Below are 18915 nucleotides of genomic sequence, written 5' to 3'. Positions count from 1 at the left end.
TTATGCAAAAACTACACGAATTTTTTCGTCTGCACCTTCAACAGATTCAGCATTGTCGACGATATGACCCATGGTCCATGCTTTTTCGCCAAGCTGGTTTAGCAACTCAACAGTTTTGTCAGCATCTGCTGCATCAACAGCAAGTACCATACCTACGCCACAGTTGAATGTGCGGTACATCTCAAATTGTTCAACACCACCTTCTTTTTGAAGAAGTTTGAACAGTTCAGGCCATTGCCAAGAAGATTCATTAATCACTGCTTGAGCACCGTTTGGAAGTACGCGAGGTAAGTTACCTGGCAAACCGCCACCCGTGATGTGTGCCATCGCGTGAACATCAACTTGTTTAAGCAATTCAAGAATTGGCTTCACATAAATACGTGTTGGTTCCATTGCAGCATCTGCAAGTGGACGACCGTCAACAATTTGAGTGAGGTCAACGTTTTTCACGTCAAGAATTTTACGAAGAAGAGAGTAACCATTTGAATGTGCACCTGAAGATGCAACACCCACTAAAACGTCACCCGCTTTAACTTTAGAGCCATCAATAATTTTGCTTTGCTCAACTACACCTACGCAGAAACCTGCAAGGTCATAGTCTTCGCCTTCATACATGCCTGGCATTTCGGCAGTTTCACCGCCTACAAGTGCACAGCCTGCAAGCTCACAACCCGCACCAATACCTGTTACTACATTTGCTGCAACATCAACATTCAAGTGACCTGTTGCATAGTAGTCGAGGAAGAATAATGGTTCTGCACCACATACAAGAAGATCGTTGACACACATTGCCACCAGGTCCTGACCAATTGTGTCATGACGGTTCAAATTCAATGCCAAACGTAATTTTGTACCAACACCATCTGTGCCAGATACGAGAACAGGTTCTTCATAACCTTTAGGGATTTTACAAAGTGCGCCAAAGCCGCCTAGTCCGCCCATGACTTCAGGGCGAGAAGTACGTTTTGCGACAGATTTGATACGATCGACGAGTAAGTCGCCCGCTTCAATGTCGACACCCGCATCTTTATAGCTTAAACCAGTGTTAGGGGAAGTTGAGTTGCTCATAATGAAGTCTCCGCATTCGCGCCGCGATTATACCCGAATATACGAAACTCTTATGTTATTTATGCGCTAAAATGCTATCTTTATTAAAATATTTTACTGTCTAGAACAAATAAACCGAAAAAAGGCGAGTTTCTATGGTCGATCGCACTTCACGACGCATTTTTATACTTGCAGCAATCGCATTTATCCTTTGGGTTCTGTATCTGCTTAAACCGGTAGTATTACCTTTCATCGGGGCATTTTTAATTGCCTATCTGTTTAGTCCTTTAGTAGATAAGTTACATCGTATCGGTTTGCCGCGCTGGGTGTCGATTAGTGTGGTGTTTATAGGGATTGGGGTCGTATTGACTTGGGCAATGTGGTATCTGGTTCCACTGGTCTGGAAACAGCTAATGTATGCCAAAACCAGTATTCCTGCAGGTATGCACTGGGTGAACTATACTTTCCTGCCGTGGTTGTCGCATACATTTAATCTGGTGCCGATGGAAATAGACACCGAGCAGATGTCCTCGGCCATTATGGATTACATTCAAACCAATTACAGTGCAGACAGTATTCAGGCAGTCGTGCTGAAGGTTGCCCAGTCTGGTCTGAATTTTATTCAAATTGGTGGAACAATAATATTAATTCCAATTATTGCCTTCTATTTCCTGCTGGATTGGGAGCGCATGCTGGACAGTTTCCGTAGATTGATTCCGCGTCCTTATGAAAAGGCAACTTTGAAGATTGTCAGTGAATGTCACAGTGTTTTAGGTGCTTTTGTTAAAGGTCAATTTTTGGTGATGTTTTTGCTGGGCGTGGTCTATGCAGTGGGTTTGCAAATGATTGGGCTTGAAGTCGGTCTGATTATCGGCATGATTGCAGGTCTGTCCAGTATTATTCCTTATCTGGGTTTTGCTGTGGGAATCATTGCCGCTGTAATCGCCACACTATTTCAATTTGGTCTGGACTGGACCCATCTTGCCTTGGTGGTTGTGGTTTTCATGGTGGGGCAGATGGTAGAAGGTTATATTCTGCAACCTTTCTTGTTAGGTGATAAAATTGGCCTATCACCAGTTGCTGTAGTGTTTGCAGTATTGGCAGGTGCCCAGCTTGCAGGTTTCTTGGGAATGCTGATTGCCTTGCCTGTAGCCGCCGTCATTGTCGTACTGCTACGTCATGCACGAGAGTATTATGAAAAGAGCCGTGTTTACGGGCACCCTCAAGTGGTGATAGAGAACACTGATATAGGATCGGTTTCAATTGAAAGCGAACAGATTGATATTGATATTGAAGTCAAAAATCATCCTGCAAAAAATCTGCAAGAGACTGAAAAATCGAGTAAGATTGAATCGATAGATAATAAAGAACCTTAAGGTTAAAACCCATATATGCGTCAACTGCAACTCGATATTGAACCTCAACTGGACGCCAGAATTAGTGATTTTTCTGGGCCGGGATGGGGGCATGTAATCGATGCAGTTCGACAACTCCATGCCGGTTTAATGAACCGCTTTTATGTCTATGGTGGTGCAGGATCCGGCAAGAGTCATTTGCTTTCTGCTATTTGTGATTCTTATCTGGAAATAGGCAAGTCTGCAATTCAGGTTTCACTGCTTGAATTGCTGGATGCGCCTACTGAAGCGATTAGCTCATTAGATCAATATGATCTGGTTGCACTGGATGATATCGAAGCGATCAGCGGTGTTCCACATTGGCAAAAAGCAGTTTTTCATTTAATTAATTACAATAATGAAGGTGGTGGACAGCTGGTTTTTTCTTCCCGTATGGCCCCGATTGAATTGAAACTTGAACTTCCGGATTTACAGTCCCGCCTGACTCAGGCAGTCAGTGTCAAGGTACCCTCAGGGAGTTTATATGCTGACCGTTATGCATTGGTGAACTCGGTGTTATCGCGTCGGGGAATTCATATTGACCAGCAGATTATTGATTATTTATTGGCTCATGGGCCTCATCAGACTTCGGTTTTACTGCAAACTTTGGAACAGCTTATTCAGCTATTAAAAGGTGAGAAAACTAAGATTAGTCATGCGAATTTAAGACAAATTTATGCCTTGATCGATGAATATCGGTAAAAAATAAAAAATCTTGAGTAATTACTCAAGCTGTGACAAAGTACAGCAAAATAGTTCGATGTTGCAGGGATGTTGCAACTAAAGAATAAAAAAAATTAAAGAATATAAGGAGACTAATATGCTCAAACGGAGCATAGGTATAGGGATGTTATGCTTTGCAGGACATGCTTATAGTGCAGATATTATCGTAAACACGACTGAAGATACTAAAAAAGATGACAAGGAATGCTCATTACGTGAAGCAATAGAATACGTTAATTTGGGGTTGCCGAAAGAAGGTTTTTATGGCTGTGGAGGAGAAAACTCTACCTCGACTATTCTGCTAGATAAATTAAAAGTCTATACGCTGACAAGTAAAATTAATATTACATCAGCACTTAATTTGAAAACTTATTATGAAACCAATGTTAGTGACACAGCTGTTGACGGTTTAAATAACGCCATTATTCGTATGACAGGCCAAGATCAGGTTTTTAATATTGATGATAATGTCAAAGAACGCGTTATAGTAAACATACAAGAAGTCAGTTTTGAAGGTTGTCAAAAGAGTGTCTGTGCCGATCGCGGCGGTATTTTATATAATAATGAAAACTTGGTCTTAAAGTATGTAAAACTCACGGGAGGAATAGCGCGTTTAGGAGGAGCTATTTATAACGTAGGTGAGAATACTGATGCCGATGTATATAGTAGCCGTGTATCGATTAGCAACAGTCTGATTGAAAATAACGAAGCGATGAGTGGTGGTATTTTATACAGTCAACGTCCAAATTTCACCATCACGAATGTTGTTTTTAAAAATAATAAAACCACTTCGGGTACTGCCAACATTTTTAGTGAAAAGAATATTCTAGACCCCTCTAAACTGACCTTTCCTTCTAAGATAAATATGATTACCAACAGTACCTTTGTGAATAACACAGGCTATGCTGTTAATATTCGGGATGGAATAGGCTTAAATAATCTGACTATTGTTGCAAATACTGCAGGTGTGCAGTTTGAAGCACCAAATGCTCAAGGCTATATGGCTAACAGTATTGTGATTGGTAATCCAAATGGAACAAATAATAATTGCCAATTTAGTAGTGATGATAAAAGTATTTTGCAAAATAACTTGGTTACTTCTGAATGTAGAAGTGGTGATGCCAATTATCCGAATGAATTTTGGACTGGCAATAAACTTTTTGCAGGAGACAGTAGCGAGGGCAGTTGTAAATCACTCATTGCAGACCAAGAAGCCTTACTTTGTCCTTATGCAACAGCAAAAGATACCTTTTTAGGATATATACGGCCACGTATTTTATTTAGTGCAAATAACATGTTTGACACGCTCATTTTAAATAAAGGGCGAGTTGATTCAGATACTGAGCATGTTCAGGTGATTTGTGAAGGATTAGATCAGCGCGATAAGAGCAGAACCACTGATAACAGCTGGTGTGACCGCGGTGCTATTGAGATTATTGTACCCACGACCATTGCACGTATTGGTCAGGACTTAAAAGTTGGAGAAATAGCGAAAATCAATATCTTGCAATACTTGGGTGACAGTGACTTATATCCGAAAGAAAAATGTGAAGCGCTATTGGGCAAACATCCCAATGGTGAACAATGGCAAGATGGCTGTGTATATGTTGATCAAACTTTAACGGAGAGCAAAGGTTCACTGACTTTAGATATTGATGGTAATTTGGTTTACACGCCAAATGGTAGTTGGCGCGGTGCAGATATTTTTGAACTGCGTGTCGTTACATCTTCTACGCGTTTTAATGAAAATAAAAAATATCTGGTGCTTAGTGCAAATATGGTGCAAGAGCAAAGTAATGCTATGGATAGCAAGAGCGTCAAAACATCAGGTGGTGCTTTTGGGCTGTTGAATGTATTGGCTTTATTAGGTCTGATTGGTCTGCGTCATTATAAGAAATAAAAAAGTAGGAAAAAGTAATGCACAATTATAAAAAAGGATTGCTCTGCATTATGGTTTTATCTGCTATGTCATTAATGGCAGCGGAGGATAAAATCATTAAGGTCACGACGTTTGCAGACGAAAATGGTGAAAACAGTAATGCATGTTCATTGCGTGAAGCAATCATTACTGCGAAAAAAAATATAGGTTATGGGGGGTGTACAGCTGGAAATACGCTTAATGGTGTAGCAGATAAAATTCAATTAGATGCCGGTACATATAAATTAAGTTCAGAACTCGTGCCGGAATCGGCTTTGGTGATTAGTGGCGTTTCACGTTTTAACTATGATGAAAAAGATAAACTGACACAAAAATATCCTGCATTTGAACAGATAAAAACTATTATTAGCGGTGAAAATCGTTCAAGAATTTTTAATACCAGTATTAGTGAAACCAGTCTAACGCTAAATGATATTCAACTTGAAAAAGGTTATGCTGAAAATGGTCGGGGTGGGGCATTATTACTCGGTGGGGCTTTAAGCTTCAATAAGGGTGCAATTCTAAATTCGAAAGCGGATATTGCAGGGGGTGCAATTTATAATATTGCGCAAAATATTGAAAAAGAAGTCAAGATAAGTAACAGCTTAATTCAAGGGAATCAGGCCAATAAAGGCAGTGTTATTGCAATGGACTGTTACGGCAATCTGGGAGATACCAAACCTGCGGTGACCATTGCTCAAAGCAGTATTATTCAGAATGGTTCGATCGCCAGTGCGAGTGCATTAGATTTTTGTGGTGTTGCAAAGGTAAACTTATCTGCGAATACGATTGCACAAAATATAGCAAACTCAAGTAGCGGTAGTATTTTACGGGCAGTGAGTGACGGTTTAGATCGTTTTAGTCCTTATTCAACTTTAACCGCCATTAGTAATACGATCGTAGAAAATTCAGCATACAGCACCTTTTTATATGATCAATCGGGCAGCAAAGTTTTCGCATTCAATATTCTGGCTTTTAATAATTCGGATAAATCCTGTCGTTATAACTCGGTTAATGGTGTTCCGAGTGAAAAAATGATTTTTGTTGCAAGCAATAATGCCTTGAACTTGGCATCAGGAACAGATCAATGTGTGTTACCTAAAATTACTTTAGAGTCCACGGTTGAAAGTTCGAAAAATTTAGATGTCTCTAGCACCAGTTTTTCTAGCTTACTGTCTAAGATGACGGAATCATCAGCATATAATATGTTCTTGCCTTTATATTATCCAAGAGATAATCAAAGTGCGGCAGATTTAATTGATGTCAATCGTTCAGGTTGTAGTGATTATGATCAACGCGGTTTAAGCCGTTTTTTAGATACAGTTTTACAACTTGAACCAAGCAAAAAGAATAGTTGCGATATCGGTTCGGTTGAACGTATGAATTTATCCGCTATAGATATTACAGATTTAAAAAATAGCTCGATTATTAGTTTACTGGAATTTTATCAGTCCAATATTGATGAACTTAAGGCATTAATTGATGAAGGAGTTAAAAACTCAACCGGAATCAATGATTTCAAAGAGGAATTAGCTCAATACGAAAATCTGTTGAAATATACCAAGCAGCACCAAAAATACCGTGCTATTTATTTTGACCCATTTGTACTGGCGATTCCTGCAGAAGAGCAGGTAAGTGATACATCAGGTGAAGACTATCGCATCAAGAGTTTAAATGCCGATAACTATACTGTTGAGGTTGAGCCTTATGGCATTGGTACACTCACCGTAACCGATGGTAATGCTGTGCTAAAAGGTGAACTAGATGACTTAAAATGCGAATGGAATGCAGATTTCAAACAGATCATGATCTATCGTACAAGTGGTGAATTGCTTAATACTGCTGATTATGCCTATTGTAAATACACGCTTAAAGAAAAGGGTGGTGAAGCCAAGCAGTCTTCAGGTATTTTACAGGCCAGTTTTGTAAATATTACTCCTGTTGCAAAGGATGATATTTATTCTATTAGTTCAAGTTCTAATCTGGAAGTAACCGTTAATCCTCTGGAAAATGACCATGATAATGGTGATGGCCTGACTTCTACTGTAGCTGCAGCAAAACCGGCATTTTACCAAAATAAACAAGGACAAGAGATTCCAATCCAAATTGAGAAGTTACCAGCTGGGTTGACTATGACGGCAGAACGCCAGGGTCCTTGTCCGGGTACTGATGCCAGTAATATATGTTATGGTGGAAAATTGCATTTTGCAGTTAAGAATAATCTCAGTCAATTCGATTATCCGGTGACTTATAAAATATATGATGCTGAGGGATTGGGATCAAATACTGCCACTATTTATCTGAACAACACTGTCCAAAATACCAATTCATCATCGAGTGGTGGTGGGGCATTTGGAGTATATGGTGTATTTGCTATTCTAGGTTTAACTTTATATCGACGTTATCGAATGAAATAATAAAAAAGCCGCTGACTTCAGCGGCTTTTTTGATTTTAATTTTTTAATATCATCAAATAATTAATGATTTTTAGTCGTTTGTGGGAAATATTTACTGATATATTCTTCGCGAATGAGCGGGCGCTCTTCAGGTGTCGCTTTTTGCATACGAATACCCAATTCTTTACGTTCTTGGCTGCTCATTTTCTGCCAGGTTTCACGCATTTTCTGTTTTTCTTGTTCTGGAAGTTGGGTAAACCAATCCATACGCTGCTGTAAAGTAGTGCCTTGTGCTTCGGGTAATTCTTTGAGTGATTGGTAACGTTGAATGAGTGCACGTTGTTCACTATCGGATAATGTTTCCCAGGTTTCTGCAACTTGTGTATCAGCATCTTTGGAAAAAATCCAAAAACGTTCGAAACCAGCAAAACTGGTTTGTAAAAATCCGAGTGCACAAAAAGCAAAGGCTAATTTTTTAGCTGCCATGTGGAACCTTATCCTCACCTAAAACCATTAACATTTCCAAATCTTCAACCATTTGAGGAGATAGTTTTGGGGTCACTACTACTTGATTTTGCGGTTTTTCTGACATTTCAAAGGAGTTTGGCAATACCACGAATCCTGCAATTGCGGCGGCAAGAGCAAAACCTGACATTTTCCAAAGCCCATAACGGGATGTTTCTCGTGCTTGAATTTCTTCAATGACATGATGCATCACCACGGGTTTGGCTTTGTGATGTTGTGCGAGCCCATCGAGTTTGGAAGTAACTTGTTTTAAGAAATCATCTTGTTTCATTCGGATGACCCTCCACGATATGGATTCAAATGTGCTAAAGAAGCTTTGAGGCCTTGAATAGCACGGTGATAATGGGTTTTTACACTCCCTTCACTGCACTGCATGATTTGTGCAGTTGTGTGTGTATCAAAACCTTCCCAAGCACGAAGCATAAAAGCTTGCTGCTGGCGAACAGGAAGCTGAGCGATGGCTTCTTTGATTTCTTCGGCAGTCACGGCTTGATTAAGAAAATCGAATGGACTAGGAGTAGTCTCATCGACAATATCATTTAACTCAAGATCGTCATCATCCAGACTGACTTTCTTGAAAAAAGAAAAAGGTTGCACCCGACGAGCTTCTTTTCTGCGCCAGTCTTGCAGTTTATGGTTTAAGATGGTGTAAAACAGGGGATACCATTCATCAGTCGATTTATCAGCATAAGCTTTGTGCAAGGAAATAAATGCTTCCTGTACCAAATCCATCGCGATACCTTGTTGACCTTGAGTCGCACTTTCCATCATGACCAAGGCACGTCCAGTCACATCCTGCATAAAAGTCTTCAGGCGTTGTTCAGCCGTACTCTTCAGAGTACTTAAATTTTCTGACTGAGACTGTTTTGGTGCTGAATCCATAGAGATGGAAAATCCTGTCATTGGATACCCACCATTATTTCCAATTTCATAGTTTATATAACGTTGAAAATAATGGTTTGGTTGACAAAAATAATATTATTTTTCTAGTGTAGTCTATTTTTTAACATCCATCAGTGATGTTTAAAATAAAGTAACGAAAGATCAGTTTATAAACGCTGACGAACCATTTCAAAGAAACAGACTGAACCCGCAATAGCAACATTCAGGGATTCTTGTCCGCCGGGCTGGGGTATGGAAACGGCTTGTGCATGTGCAAGGGCGTACTCAGAAACCCCTTGACCTTCGTTGCCTAAAATCCAGACACAGGATTGGGTCAAATCTTTCGTATACAAGCTTTCTGATTCATGTGAACTGGTTACATATACCGGAATCTTGAATTGAGACAAAATATCTTCCAGTGTCACATTTTCATAAGTATGCAAGGAGAAATGTGCACCCATTCCGGCACGCAGTACTCGTGGTGACCAAAGCGAAGCTGAACCTTTGGTGCAGACAATTTGTCGAATACCGGCAGCAGCAGCGGAGCGGAGTAAAGTACCGACATTGCCAGGGTCCTGAATATTTTCCAGAATTAAGGTGTCTGCCGTGAAATCTAAAGCATGGCGGGAAGTGGGTAAATCGACGATGGCAAGACAAGCCAGTGTGGTGCCCAGCGTACTTAAATCTTTATACAGGGATTCACCAATGACAAAGACTGCACCTTGGTATTGCTCGGCAATACGGTCAAAATCAGGATGGTTTAAAGCCTGTTCGGTGGTAAAAATAGATTTGATTTTTCTATCTTCAGCTAACCAGGCCAGACACAAATGGGTGCCTTCAAGTACGGTTTGACCTTGTTTTTTGCGATATGAATTCTGCTCAATTAAGCCACGCAAGTGTTTAATTTTGGGATTATCTTTTGATTCTAGAAAAATAGTCGGCATGGGAGAATAAATCCACGGAAGCAAGTTATGAGGACTTACTTCCGCTATAAGAAAAATTAATTATGATAGCCAGTTACGAGGTCAACTTCGTTTTTAGAACCAATCACTACAGGTACACGTTGGTGAAGTTCAGTCGGCTGGATGTCCAGAATACGTACGCGACCAGTGGTAGATGCACCACCTGCCTGTTCCATCAGCATACTCATTGGGTTTGCTTCATACATTAAACGTAGACGACCGGCTTTTTTCGGATCTTTAGTGTCATATGGGTACATAAAGATACCGCTACGGCAAAGAATACGGTGAATATCACCCACCATACATGCCACCCAACGCATGTTAAAGTCTTTTTCACGCGGGCCTGTTTTTCCTGCAAGCAATTCATCAATATAACGTTTTACCGGTGCTTCCCAGTGACGTTGATTCGATGCGTTGATGGCATATTCTTTAGTATCGGCAGCAACCTGAATATTTTCAGAAGTCATTAAAAATTCTTTGCTTTCAGGGTCGAAAGTAAAGAATACTACCCCAGCACCTACAGTTAGCGCCATCATGGTGGATGGGCCATAAAGCACGTAACCTGCAGCAGCCTGGCTTGTGCCGGCTTGCATAAAGTCTTCAGCTTTGGTCACTGCATTTTTAGCAGGCAAAATAGAGAAAATGGTCCCGACACACATGTTGATATCGATATTGCTGGAACCATCGAGAGGATCAAACAATACCAAATATTTGCCGTTTTCTTGTGCAGGAGTGAATTCGTCTAATTCTTCAGAAGCCAGACCACCCACATGTGGATGAACTTTTAAAGCATTAATTAAATAATCATTTGAAATTACATCAAGTTTCTTTTGTTCTTCACCCTGAACGTTTTCGTGTTGTGCACTACCTAAAACACCAGCCAAAGCACCTTTTTGCAATAATTGATCGATGTCTTTACATGTATTGCCAATTGTTTCAATAACTTGAGCCAATTCAGGTGTAAGATTCCCGTTTTGTTGTTGTAAATATTGGGAAAGGGTGAGGTATGACATGACAGGAAAGCTCCAATTAGAAAATGATAAAAAATTATCAAATGAATATGGGCAGCTATTTTAGATGAGAACGCGGCAAAAGAACAATTAAACTCGACTATTTGTCGCGATTTTACTCTTGTAAGTTCTGTGGAAAATGCTATGTTGAGGTCTATAGGTTATGGAAAACGTGATAGGAGCATAATTATGACAACACAAAAGTTTGATGCAACTCCAACCCCAAATGAAGCTATGAGTTTAGATGATATTTCTGCCGAAAAAGTAAAAGAGGCGTGGAAAGCATATGAAGCTAAACCTGAATACAAAAAATTCAACAAGCATGATCTGATTGAATCCATGCAGCATCCGCAAGAAGCATCTCAGGCATCTGAGAAAGCATAAAAAAAGCGCTCAAATTGAGCGCTTTTTTATGCCAACCCCTATTTTAATAAAGGCGGAACGGCTTCGTAGTTAATTTCTACGCGGCGGTTTTCTTTCCATGCATTTTCGTCATGACCTGGATTAACCGGCATTTCCTTGCCATAGCTTACGGCTTCCAACTGGGTTGCAGCTACACCGTTAGTCAGCAAGAAACTTTCTACTGCCTTGGCACGACGTTCGCCCAAGGCCATGTTGTATTCACGGGTACCACGTTCATCGGTATGACCTGTCAAAGCAACTTTTGAGTTGGCATTGGCTACAAGAAATTGGGCATGTGCCTGAAGGGTTTGATAGTCCTCATTTGAAAGTTCACTGCTGTCATAGTCAAAGTGAACCACACGCTTGGCTAGGAATACCTTGTTCGCAGCAGTCACACCTTTAGATGACGCACCTGCCAGGTTTTGTGCATTCAAGGCAGCATCTTCACTTAGACCTTCAGTACTGACGGTAGTGGCTCCGCTCGGATTTTGTCCTGCCTGAATTTCAGCAGCAGGCTTGCGGCTGGCACATCCAGTCATCACCAATGCTGTAGCAAGAATAGGAAGGACCAATAATTGAACTGCTTTCATCTTTATCTCCATGATTATCATTACTTTAGATTAATAAAATTAATTCGCTTGTATTGTTATTTAGGGGCCCAAGCTGGTTCGCGTACTTCACCTTGTTCACTTGGCAAGTTCATGCGGAAACGGCCATCCAGTGACATGATGGACAATAAGCCGCGATTTCCTTCACGGGTTGCATAGACCACCATTTGACCATTTGGAGAGAAACTTGGTGACTCATCCAGACTGGTCGGGGTAAGAATGTTGGTAATACCGGTGTTGATGTCCTGGATGGCCACTTTATAGTTGCTACCACTTGGACGATGGACCAGAGCAATTTTTTTGCCATCTGCACTTAAGGTACCACGGGCATTAAATGCGCCACGGAAAGTTAGACGTTTGGCTGAAGTATTGGCAAAATTATAGCTATAAATCTGTGCTGAACCACCGCGGTCAGAGGTGAAAATAAAGGATTTACCGTCTGGAGCATAACGTGCTTCAGTATCAATGGCACTGTCATTGGTCATGCGCTGTAGTTCACGCGTATCCAGGTTCATTTGATAGATTTCAGGATTGCCATGCATGGAAGCTGTAAATAGCATGCTCTTGCCATCCGGTGAGAAACTTGGCGCACCATTGAGTCCACGGAAGCTGGCCAGCTTTTCACGGTTTCCTGTAGCCAAGTCCTGTACATAAATGGCCGGACGTTTGGTTTCAAATGAAACGTAAGCAATTTTTTTTGCGTCTGGGGTCCAGGCCGGTGACAGGATAGGATCACGGGAAGTCAGAATGGTTCTCGGCTGCTCACCATCGGTATCGGCAATTTGCAGGGTATAGCGTTGTTCCGGTGTTGCTGGGTTACGCAGTACATAGGCGATACGACCGCTGAAATCACCTGGAATGCCGGTCAATGCTTGATAGATGGCATCACTGATCATATGACCAGCTTGACGGATACGTGAGGCAGGTACCGTCAATAATTCATTTAATAGGTATTGATGTTTTTCTATATCATAGAGCTGATAATGAACTTCAAAACTGCCATTATCGGTAGTTTTTACCGTGCCGGTTACCACATAAGGTACACCGGCAGATTTCCATGCTTCTGCATTTGGATTATTCATGCTTGCAGTGGCAGGAAGATTTTTGGAAGCGCTGGAAAATTTACCGGAACGGTTCAGGTCATTTTCGACGATTGGGTAAATACTTTGATCATTATTAAATGGAATAATGGCAATTTTTGGCGCTTCTTCAGGTGCCTTAGCAATCTCCAGATGTAATTGAGCATAGGATTGCGTGGCTAATACCGGGCTTAAAGCGGCCAAAATGGTTAGGCAAAGTAGATGTTTACGCGTCATTTCCATCATCTGCTACGTACTCTAAAAAATATAAATTATTGTGAATCTGCTTGTGTCACATAATGGCATGATTTTGAGTGATTGAAAGCCCATCATGATGACTAAACTGTTATAAGACTGTGAAAAGTGAATAAAATTTTGGCTGTTTTATCGGCTGTCTTAGTTTAAATGTCAAAAAAAGCCACATCAATGAAAATTTGATGTGGCTTTTTATACTATTTCGCCGTAAAGCTTGAAGTAAAGGTTCTTGCTTCACGTCGTGCATCGGGATCTGAAGGCATTGGATAAGGTGCAGCTGCCCGAACAGCAGCTTCTACACTGGCTTTCATGTCAGGGTCGCTCGAGTTGACAATCACCGACTGAACCGAACCGCTATCACTTAAAGTGACTCTGGCAGTGGCTTTTTGACCTGATGAGCCACTTGGGATGTCCCATGCACGTTTGATTTTATTTTCAAAATCACGTTTTGCTGTTGAGGCAATTTTCTTGGCTTCAGCCTTTTTGGTTGCAGCTTCTTCCGCTGCCTGTTTGGCGGCTGATGCTTTGGCTTCTTCCACGGCACGTTCACGTGCTTCCGCATCCGCTTTAGCTTTATTTGCAGCATCGGCTTTAGCTTTTGCAGCGATATCCGCTTTAGCTTTATTTGCAGCATCGGCTTTAGCTTTTGCAGCGGCATCAGCCTTGGCTTTATTTGCAGCATCGGCTTTAGCTTTTGCAGCGGCATCAGCCTTAGCTTTATTTGCAGCATCGGCTTTTGCTTTTGCGGCGGTATCGACCTTGGCTTTATTCGCAGCGTCGGTTTTTACCTTATTAGCAGCATCTGCTTTAGCTTTTACAGCAGCGTCCGCTTTGACTTTGTTAGCTGCATCTGCTTTGGCTTTTACGGCTGCTTCAGCACGCTGTTTATCAGCTTCCGCTTTTCTTAATGCATCCGCTTTTACTTTTTCTGCTTTTGCACGTTCAGCCTGATCTGCTTTACGTTTGGCATCTGCTTCCACTTTTGCATCGGCATCAGCCTTGGCTTTATTTGCAGCATCGACTTTGGCTTTCTCGGCAGCATTTGCCTGAGCTTTTGCAGTAGCCTCAGCTTGGGCTTTTAATTTATTTGCTTCGGTAACTTTGGCATTTTCAGCAGCTTGCTGTTCAGCTTTTTGCATCGCTTCAGCAGCAGCCTTCGCTTGCTGTGCAGCTTTATTGCTATCAGGTTTTGCTGGTGTTGGAACAGGTGGTGCAACTGGAATCACAGGAGCAGGTTCAACACTTGGTTCAGCCGTTTGGGTGATTTGTTCAGCGACATTTTTATCTGCTGTTTCATCAAACTCTGTGACTTCAGCTGTGACAGGTTTTAAATCTTCAGGTTTAACTAAAATGGTAGTGATCTTTTTGGGAGGCTCAGGTGGTTGACTCATGCCCAGATAAAGCAAGCCAACCACTGCAATAACATGCACCCCAAGGGTGAAGCCAATCGCAACTGCATTTTGTTTAAAAGGCGGCTTTTTAAAATCTTTCATAAATTATTTTAATGGCTCAGTCAGTAAACCCACTTGAGTTAATCCTGCATCCTGTAAGGCAGACATGAGTTTCATGACTTCACCATAAGGACGAGATTCACTGCCGTTAATCAGTACACTCATTTGTTTTTTCTGTGCTGAAGCTTCACGTTGTGACTCAGTCAGTACAGCTTTTAATTCATCGAGTGTGAGTACATCATTATTATGTGATTTATCTTCAAGTTTAATGGTGCCATCTGTTTCAAGCGTGACAATGGCAGGGCGGTCTTCGGCCTGTATGGGTGTACCATTTGCTTGAGGCAAATCAACTTTTACACCAGTCGTAATCATGGGTGCAGTGACCATAAAAATCACCAACAGCACCAGCATCACGTCGATATAAGGGACAACATTCATGTCACTTTTTAATGGTTTTTTAATACGCTCAAAGCGTCCGGAACGTTGAATTGCCATCAGTCATTTTCCTGTGTAGAACCCACAGTTTGACGTTGTAACAGCGCCACCATTTCTTCAGCAAATAAAGCGCGGTCTGAATAAACTGCTTCACCTTTTGCGGTGTAATGGTTAAAGGCCAAAACAGCAGGAATGGCTGCAAACAGACCAATTGCAGTGGCGATTAACGCTTCGGCAATACCTGGAGCTACGGTTGCCAGCGTAACCTGATCGACCTCTGCCAGACCAATAAAGGCATTCATGATGCCCCAAACCGTACCAAACAGTCCGACATAAGGCGCAACTGAACCAATGCTTGCCAGCGCACCCAAACCTTGTTCAAGATGTCCCTGATCACGGCTAAGACCCACACGCAGGATACGTTCAGTACTTTCAATACTTTGCTGGGCAGGCGCATTGCGTTTTTTAAGTTTGAAAAATTCACCCAAGCCATGATAGAAAATATCTTCCAGACCGACACGTTTGGAATTGAGCTGGGCATTGTTATACAGGGTATTTAATTCAGCCCCCGACCAGAAGATTTTTTGAAAGTGTTGATCTTCGGCCTGGGCTTTTTTATAACTCATATGTAACTTGGCAATCAGATACCAACTATATAATGATGCCAGAAGTAGCAGCAGCATTACCAGTTGAACCACAGGACTTGCTTGTAAAATAAGATCTGATACGTGTAGCGAAGATTCTAGTTGTGTTGCCATAGTTACAATGTGCCAATAAATTTTTTTAGTCTTGTCCTAACTCTTTGAGAATTAGTGTACGGATTTCCTCAGGAAGTCGGGTTGGACGCATACCATCTACGCTGATACATGCCAATTCGACTTCACCAGAGGCAAGCATGATTTCACCACGATAAATATTCTGTTGCAATACAAATGATGTCGCTTTACACGAAACTACACTCGCGGTAACAGTAATCAGGTCATCCATCAGGATAGGGCGTGAATATTTCACGTTAATTTTATGAACGACAAAGTTGTAATCTTTTTGGTGCCAGTAGTGATCTACGCCTGAAGCACGTAGCCATTCGGTACGGGTACGTTCCATAAAACGAATATGGTTTGCATGATAGACAATGCCACCGGCATCGGTGTCTTCAATATATACACGAATGTTGAATTCGAATTTATTCGCCATGATTGTGTCCCATTTTTCAATTCAGTTTTATGGTTTTAGCTGTGCTTTTAGCGGTTTAAAAAAACTGTGAAAATGACGGTTTTTTTGCCAAGAGTCAAGCTGTGTAACGCGTGGCAGTTTATCATTATGAGAATTGAGTCCAATGGCACAAGGTTTCAAATGAAATTTATTCTGTATTCAATCTGCAAAACCTGTAAATACGAAAAGTGAGCAAAGGATGCTCACTTTTTTTAAACGTACTTATTTTTTTGTGGTTTGTCTCTTTTTCCAGTCGGCCTGTACCTGTTCGGCAACTTTTGGATAATCCAGAATAAAACGCACATGGCTTTCTACCCCGGTTTTTAAAGTCTTATTATCGACAATAAATAACGGGTTATGGTTAGGTGCGGCTTTGGTCATGTCCTGATCGGCAGGAGTTGCCCCCACAAAGACAAACAAGGATGGCATCAGCTGACCATAATAGGCAAAATCTTCGCTGGCACTGGCATTGTTGTCCAATACATGCAGTTTATCTTCGCCATTCACCTGAGCCAGCGTGGGTTGCATCAGTTTGGTTAAGGTTTTGTCATTGGTCGTAACAGGCGCGTAGGGTGCAATTTCCACTTTTGCTGTGACCTGATTGGCAGCGGCATTATGTTCTAGCATGTTCGGTAAAGTTTTTAAAATGCTCTGGCGAACATCTTCACTGTTAGAACGAATGGTACCCACCATATTCACCTGATCGGGAATGACATTACCCGTTGTTCCCCCGTGAATACTACCAATGCTGACTACGCCCATGCCTTTGGTCAAATCTGCATTACGACTAATCAAACTTTGCATGTTGTTGATCATTTGCGACGAAGCATAGATTGGATCGCGACCCAGCCAGGGCATGGAACCATGTACCTGCTTGCCGTTGACCTGAATGCGTAAATGATCCGCACTGTTCAGAATGGCACCATCTTTATAGGAGATATTACCGCTTGGCATACCTGCCATTACGTGCATACCAAAAATAACTTCCGGTTTGGGATTGTTCAATGCACCATCGGCAATCATTTTACGTGAACCGATCAAATGACCTTGAGTAAAATTATCAATATCAGCACCGCCTTCTTCAGCCGGTTGGAAAACAAATACCACAGTACCTGCAATTTTATCTTTATTGGCTGCTAAGGCCTTGGCTGCACCCAGTAACATCGCGGTATGAGCATCATGACCACAGCCGTGCATGACATCGGTTTCTTTGCCCTGATAAATGGCTTTGACTTTACTGGCATAAGGAAGTCCAGTTTTTTCTTCAATCGGAAGGGCATCCATGTCGGCACGTAATGCCATCACTGGACCCGGTTTAGCTCCTTTAAGTACCCCGATGACACCGGTTTTGGCATAGCCTTTACGCACTTCTATCCCATAAGATTTTAACTCTTTTTGTACCAGCTCGGAGGTTTTGAATTCCATATTGCCCAGTTCGGGATTTTGATGAATATGCTGTCGAAGCTGAATGGTATGGGCTTCTACATTTTTAACGGAATCATCAATCCAGTCTGCAAGGCTCAGCTGGCTGCAAAGAAAAAGTGGAAGACAAAGGGAGATCTGCTTGTATATGTCCATATATTACCGAATCCTTAAAGGTTGAGATCATTTCAGTGAATCCATAGCATTGCATAATGAAGGAAATTTAGACAAAACTATTTGAGTGCCCTTAATATACTTTTAAGGTATATTTGTTGTTAGTTGCTGGAATACAAAGGTTTTATATGGACTTCGAGACTATAAATACTTTGCGATTTATGTGAAATTAGCTTTTATCAATTTTGTTTATCCCTCTTAATTTTCGGATCTGTGACCCAACAATTTTATTTGATTCAATCCATTATTAGGGCATTACAACACTGCATGACATTCGAGTTTAAAATGAGTCGCTTTTTGAAATATATAATTATTTTTGCCTTGGGGTTTGCACTGTGGAATTACTGGCTGAAACCGGATAAAGGTATTTCAGAGGCTGCTGATTATCAGTCTGCTCAAGGAATTCATCAGTTTGATGGCTATAGGATGAAAAATCTGGAAGCGTATGCTGGCGAGTTTCGGGTTTTATCCAGAGAAGACTATAGTTTTGGACGAGAGGCGGAACTTAGTCCAGTTGATTTTGCTTTGGGATGGGGTAGCATGACCAATCCTGCTGTTTATAAACAGTTATCGATCAGTCAGAGTAATCGCTGGTATTACTGGCGTTATGAAAATGCACCGCCCATACCCGTCAATGAAATTTCAACGCACAGTGCCAATACACACTTGATCCCTGCATCGAAACAGATTGCAAAGCAGCTCAAAGCTATTGATCAAGATGATTTGATTTATTTAAAAGGACAACTGGTTGAGGTCACGGCTGCTGATGGCTGGACTTGGCGTAGTTCTTTAAGTCGTGAAGATACTGGTAATGGTGCTTGTGAGTTGATGCTGGTGGAAGAGGTGAGGGTGATTTCTAAGTCTTAAGTCTTTTATTTTTGATTAAATATTAATAGGACTTACGCAGTATTATTTATAGATTCTCTGTGGTAGCAGATGATTTTTATCGAGAATAAAGTCATCAATGAAGTTTTTGATCATTGGTCTAAATAATTTCTTCTGCCAACAATATACATTTTC

General features: G+C 41.3%; 19 protein-coding genes and 1 pseudogene. 6 read left to right on the top strand and 14 right to left on the bottom strand.

Annotated elements, in window-relative coordinates; all coding sequences use genetic code 11:
* Entirely contained in the window at window positions 1-1068 is a 1068-nt protein-coding gene (purM, locus tag FTU91_RS06640; RefSeq protein ID WP_086196193.1) for a phosphoribosylformylglycinamidine cyclo-ligase, read from the bottom strand.
* A 134-nt stretch (window positions 1069-1202) separates the two neighbouring features.
* Between purM and cxpE the strand changes: the two genes are divergently transcribed.
* From cxpE to FTU91_RS06620, 4 genes are all read left to right on the top strand, one after another.
* Window positions 1203-2423, top strand: coding sequence for a chloramphenicol efflux transporter CxpE (cxpE, locus tag FTU91_RS06635; RefSeq protein WP_180042195.1), 1221 nt, complete (start codon window positions 1203-1205; stop codon window positions 2421-2423).
* Window positions 2424-2438: 15 nt separating this feature from the next.
* Window positions 2439-3143 (top strand): DnaA regulatory inactivator Hda, encoded by a 705-nt coding sequence (hda, locus tag FTU91_RS06630; RefSeq protein ID WP_086196191.1) that lies wholly within the window; start codon window positions 2439-2441, stop codon window positions 3141-3143.
* 118 nt (window positions 3144-3261) lie between these two features.
* The gene (gene rbtA / locus FTU91_RS06625; protein ID WP_180081493.1) at window positions 3262-5064 is read left to right on the top strand and encodes a rhombotarget A; all 1803 of its coding nucleotides are present in this window, start codon (window positions 3262-3264) and stop codon (window positions 5062-5064) included.
* Window positions 5065-5081: 17 nt separating this feature from the next.
* The gene (locus tag FTU91_RS06620) at window positions 5082-7499 is read left to right on the top strand and encodes a CSLREA domain-containing protein (RefSeq protein ID WP_180081491.1); all 2418 of its coding nucleotides are present in this window, start codon (window positions 5082-5084) and stop codon (window positions 7497-7499) included.
* Window positions 7500-7559: 60 nt separating this feature from the next.
* Here FTU91_RS06620 and FTU91_RS06615 read toward each other — a convergent pair whose 3' ends face one another.
* The 5 genes from FTU91_RS06615 to FTU91_RS06595 all read right to left on the bottom strand — a co-directional run bounded on the left by FTU91_RS06615 (window position 7560) and on the right by FTU91_RS06595 (window position 10860).
* Window positions 7560-7964 (bottom strand): DUF3106 domain-containing protein, encoded by a 405-nt coding sequence (locus FTU91_RS06615; RefSeq protein ID WP_086196188.1) that lies wholly within the window; start codon window positions 7962-7964, stop codon window positions 7560-7562.
* Window positions 7954-8274 (bottom strand): hypothetical protein, encoded by a 321-nt coding sequence (locus FTU91_RS06610; protein ID WP_180042201.1) that lies wholly within the window; start codon window positions 8272-8274, stop codon window positions 7954-7956. Before FTU91_RS06610 ends, FTU91_RS06615 begins: the two co-directional genes overlap by 11 nt.
* On the bottom strand, window positions 8271-8885 hold the full coding sequence (locus FTU91_RS06605; protein ID WP_086196186.1) for an RNA polymerase sigma factor: 615 nt from the start codon (window positions 8883-8885) through the stop codon (window positions 8271-8273). The genes FTU91_RS06610 and FTU91_RS06605 overlap by 4 nt, the downstream gene beginning before the upstream one ends.
* A 167-nt stretch (window positions 8886-9052) precedes the next feature.
* On the bottom strand, window positions 9053-9829 hold the full coding sequence (locus tag FTU91_RS06600) for an RNA methyltransferase (RefSeq protein WP_180081489.1): 777 nt from the start codon (window positions 9827-9829) through the stop codon (window positions 9053-9055).
* 56 nt (window positions 9830-9885) lie between these two features.
* Complete coding sequence (locus tag FTU91_RS06595; RefSeq protein WP_180081487.1) at window positions 9886-10860, bottom strand: class 1 fructose-bisphosphatase; 975 nt, start codon at window positions 10858-10860, stop codon at window positions 9886-9888.
* 186 nt (window positions 10861-11046) lie between these two features.
* On the opposite strand from FTU91_RS06595, the gene FTU91_RS06590 reads away from it, so the two are divergent.
* Window positions 11047-11241: an NF038105 family protein gene (locus FTU91_RS06590; RefSeq protein WP_086196183.1), complete on the top strand. Its 195-nt coding sequence runs from the start codon at window positions 11047-11049 to the stop codon at window positions 11239-11241.
* Between the two features lie 38 nt (window positions 11242-11279).
* Here FTU91_RS06590 and pal read toward each other — a convergent pair whose 3' ends face one another.
* The 7 genes from pal to FTU91_RS06555 all read right to left on the bottom strand — a co-directional run bounded on the left by pal (window position 11280) and on the right by FTU91_RS06555 (window position 17871).
* Window positions 11280-11849, bottom strand: a complete 570-nt coding sequence (pal, locus tag FTU91_RS06585) for a peptidoglycan-associated lipoprotein Pal (protein ID WP_180081485.1) — start codon at window positions 11847-11849, stop codon at window positions 11280-11282.
* A gap of 56 nt (window positions 11850-11905) precedes the next feature.
* Window positions 11906-13189, bottom strand: a complete 1284-nt coding sequence (gene tolB / locus FTU91_RS06580) for a Tol-Pal system beta propeller repeat protein TolB (RefSeq protein WP_180081517.1) — start codon at window positions 13187-13189, stop codon at window positions 11906-11908.
* 209 nt (window positions 13190-13398) lie between these two features.
* The gene (gene tolA, locus FTU91_RS06575; RefSeq protein WP_180081483.1) at window positions 13399-14694 is read right to left on the bottom strand and encodes a cell envelope integrity protein TolA; all 1296 of its coding nucleotides are present in this window, start codon (window positions 14692-14694) and stop codon (window positions 13399-13401) included.
* Window positions 14695-14697: 3 nt separating this feature from the next.
* A complete protein-coding gene (tolR, locus tag FTU91_RS06570) occupies window positions 14698-15147 on the bottom strand; it encodes a protein TolR (protein ID WP_180042207.1) in 450 nt (149 codons plus the stop codon).
* Window positions 15147-15845: a protein TolQ gene (gene tolQ / locus FTU91_RS06565; RefSeq protein ID WP_086196178.1), complete on the bottom strand. Its 699-nt coding sequence runs from the start codon at window positions 15843-15845 to the stop codon at window positions 15147-15149. The genes tolR and tolQ overlap by 1 nt, the downstream gene beginning before the upstream one ends.
* Before the next feature lie 25 nt (window positions 15846-15870).
* Window positions 15871-16281, bottom strand: a complete 411-nt coding sequence (ybgC, locus tag FTU91_RS06560; RefSeq protein WP_086196177.1) for a tol-pal system-associated acyl-CoA thioesterase — start codon at window positions 16279-16281, stop codon at window positions 15871-15873.
* A gap of 240 nt (window positions 16282-16521) precedes the next feature.
* Window positions 16522-17871: an amidohydrolase gene (locus tag FTU91_RS06555; RefSeq protein WP_180042299.1), complete on the bottom strand. Its 1350-nt coding sequence runs from the start codon at window positions 17869-17871 to the stop codon at window positions 16522-16524.
* A gap of 309 nt (window positions 17872-18180) precedes the next feature.
* On the opposite strand from FTU91_RS06555, the gene FTU91_RS06550 reads away from it, so the two are divergent.
* Window positions 18181-18762, top strand: a complete 582-nt coding sequence (locus FTU91_RS06550; RefSeq protein ID WP_180081481.1) for a hypothetical protein — start codon at window positions 18181-18183, stop codon at window positions 18760-18762.
* Between the two features lie 42 nt (window positions 18763-18804).
* Here FTU91_RS06550 and FTU91_RS06545 read toward each other — a convergent pair.
* Window positions 18805-18915: pseudogene (locus FTU91_RS06545) on the bottom strand (IS701 family transposase); the annotation flags it as partial.

Origin of the sequence: Acinetobacter sp. YH12201 (assembly GCF_013418145.1) — a bacterium.
Classification (GTDB): Bacteria; Pseudomonadota; Gammaproteobacteria; order Pseudomonadales; family Moraxellaceae; genus Acinetobacter.
Note: the sequence above shows the minus strand (reverse complement) of the source record. Positions and strands in the feature narration are given on the sequence as shown.

What these genes read in the sequence shown, in the direction of transcription:
- FTU91_RS06590 (WP_086196183.1), top strand. Translation starts at nt 11,047, where the DNA reads ATGACAACACAAAAGTTTGATGCAACTCCAACCCCAAATGAAGCTATG.
- ybgC (WP_086196177.1), bottom strand. Translation starts at nt 16,281, where the DNA reads ATGGCGAATAAATTCGAATTCAACATTCGTGTATATATTGAAGACACC.
- tolQ (WP_086196178.1), bottom strand. Translation starts at nt 15,845, where the DNA reads ATGGCAACACAACTAGAATCTTCGCTACACGTATCAGATCTTATTTTA.
- pal (WP_180081485.1), bottom strand. Translation starts at nt 11,849, where the DNA reads ATGAAAGCAGTTCAATTATTGGTCCTTCCTATTCTTGCTACAGCATTG.
- FTU91_RS06605 (WP_086196186.1), bottom strand. Translation starts at nt 8,885, where the DNA reads ATGGATTCAGCACCAAAACAGTCTCAGTCAGAAAATTTAAGTACTCTG.
- FTU91_RS06550 (WP_180081481.1), top strand. Translation starts at nt 18,181, where the DNA reads ATGAGTCGCTTTTTGAAATATATAATTATTTTTGCCTTGGGGTTTGCA.
- rbtA (WP_180081493.1), top strand. Translation starts at nt 3,262, where the DNA reads ATGCTCAAACGGAGCATAGGTATAGGGATGTTATGCTTTGCAGGACAT.
- tolR (WP_180042207.1), bottom strand. Translation starts at nt 15,147, where the DNA reads ATGGCAATTCAACGTTCCGGACGCTTTGAGCGTATTAAAAAACCATTA.
- FTU91_RS06600 (WP_180081489.1), bottom strand. Translation starts at nt 9,829, where the DNA reads ATGCCGACTATTTTTCTAGAATCAAAAGATAATCCCAAAATTAAACAC.
- tolA (WP_180081483.1), bottom strand. Translation starts at nt 14,694, where the DNA reads ATGAAAGATTTTAAAAAGCCGCCTTTTAAACAAAATGCAGTTGCGATT.
- FTU91_RS06615 (WP_086196188.1), bottom strand. Translation starts at nt 7,964, where the DNA reads ATGGCAGCTAAAAAATTAGCCTTTGCTTTTTGTGCACTCGGATTTTTA.
- FTU91_RS06610 (WP_180042201.1), bottom strand. Translation starts at nt 8,274, where the DNA reads ATGAAACAAGATGATTTCTTAAAACAAGTTACTTCCAAACTCGATGGG.
- FTU91_RS06620 (WP_180081491.1), top strand. Translation starts at nt 5,082, where the DNA reads ATGCACAATTATAAAAAAGGATTGCTCTGCATTATGGTTTTATCTGCT.
- cxpE (WP_180042195.1), top strand. Translation starts at nt 1,203, where the DNA reads ATGGTCGATCGCACTTCACGACGCATTTTTATACTTGCAGCAATCGCA.
- hda (WP_086196191.1), top strand. Translation starts at nt 2,439, where the DNA reads ATGCGTCAACTGCAACTCGATATTGAACCTCAACTGGACGCCAGAATT.
- purM (WP_086196193.1), bottom strand. Translation starts at nt 1,068, where the DNA reads ATGAGCAACTCAACTTCCCCTAACACTGGTTTAAGCTATAAAGATGCG.
- tolB (WP_180081517.1), bottom strand. Translation starts at nt 13,189, where the DNA reads ATGGAAATGACGCGTAAACATCTACTTTGCCTAACCATTTTGGCCGCT.
- FTU91_RS06595 (WP_180081487.1), bottom strand. Translation starts at nt 10,860, where the DNA reads ATGTCATACCTCACCCTTTCCCAATATTTACAACAACAAAACGGGAAT.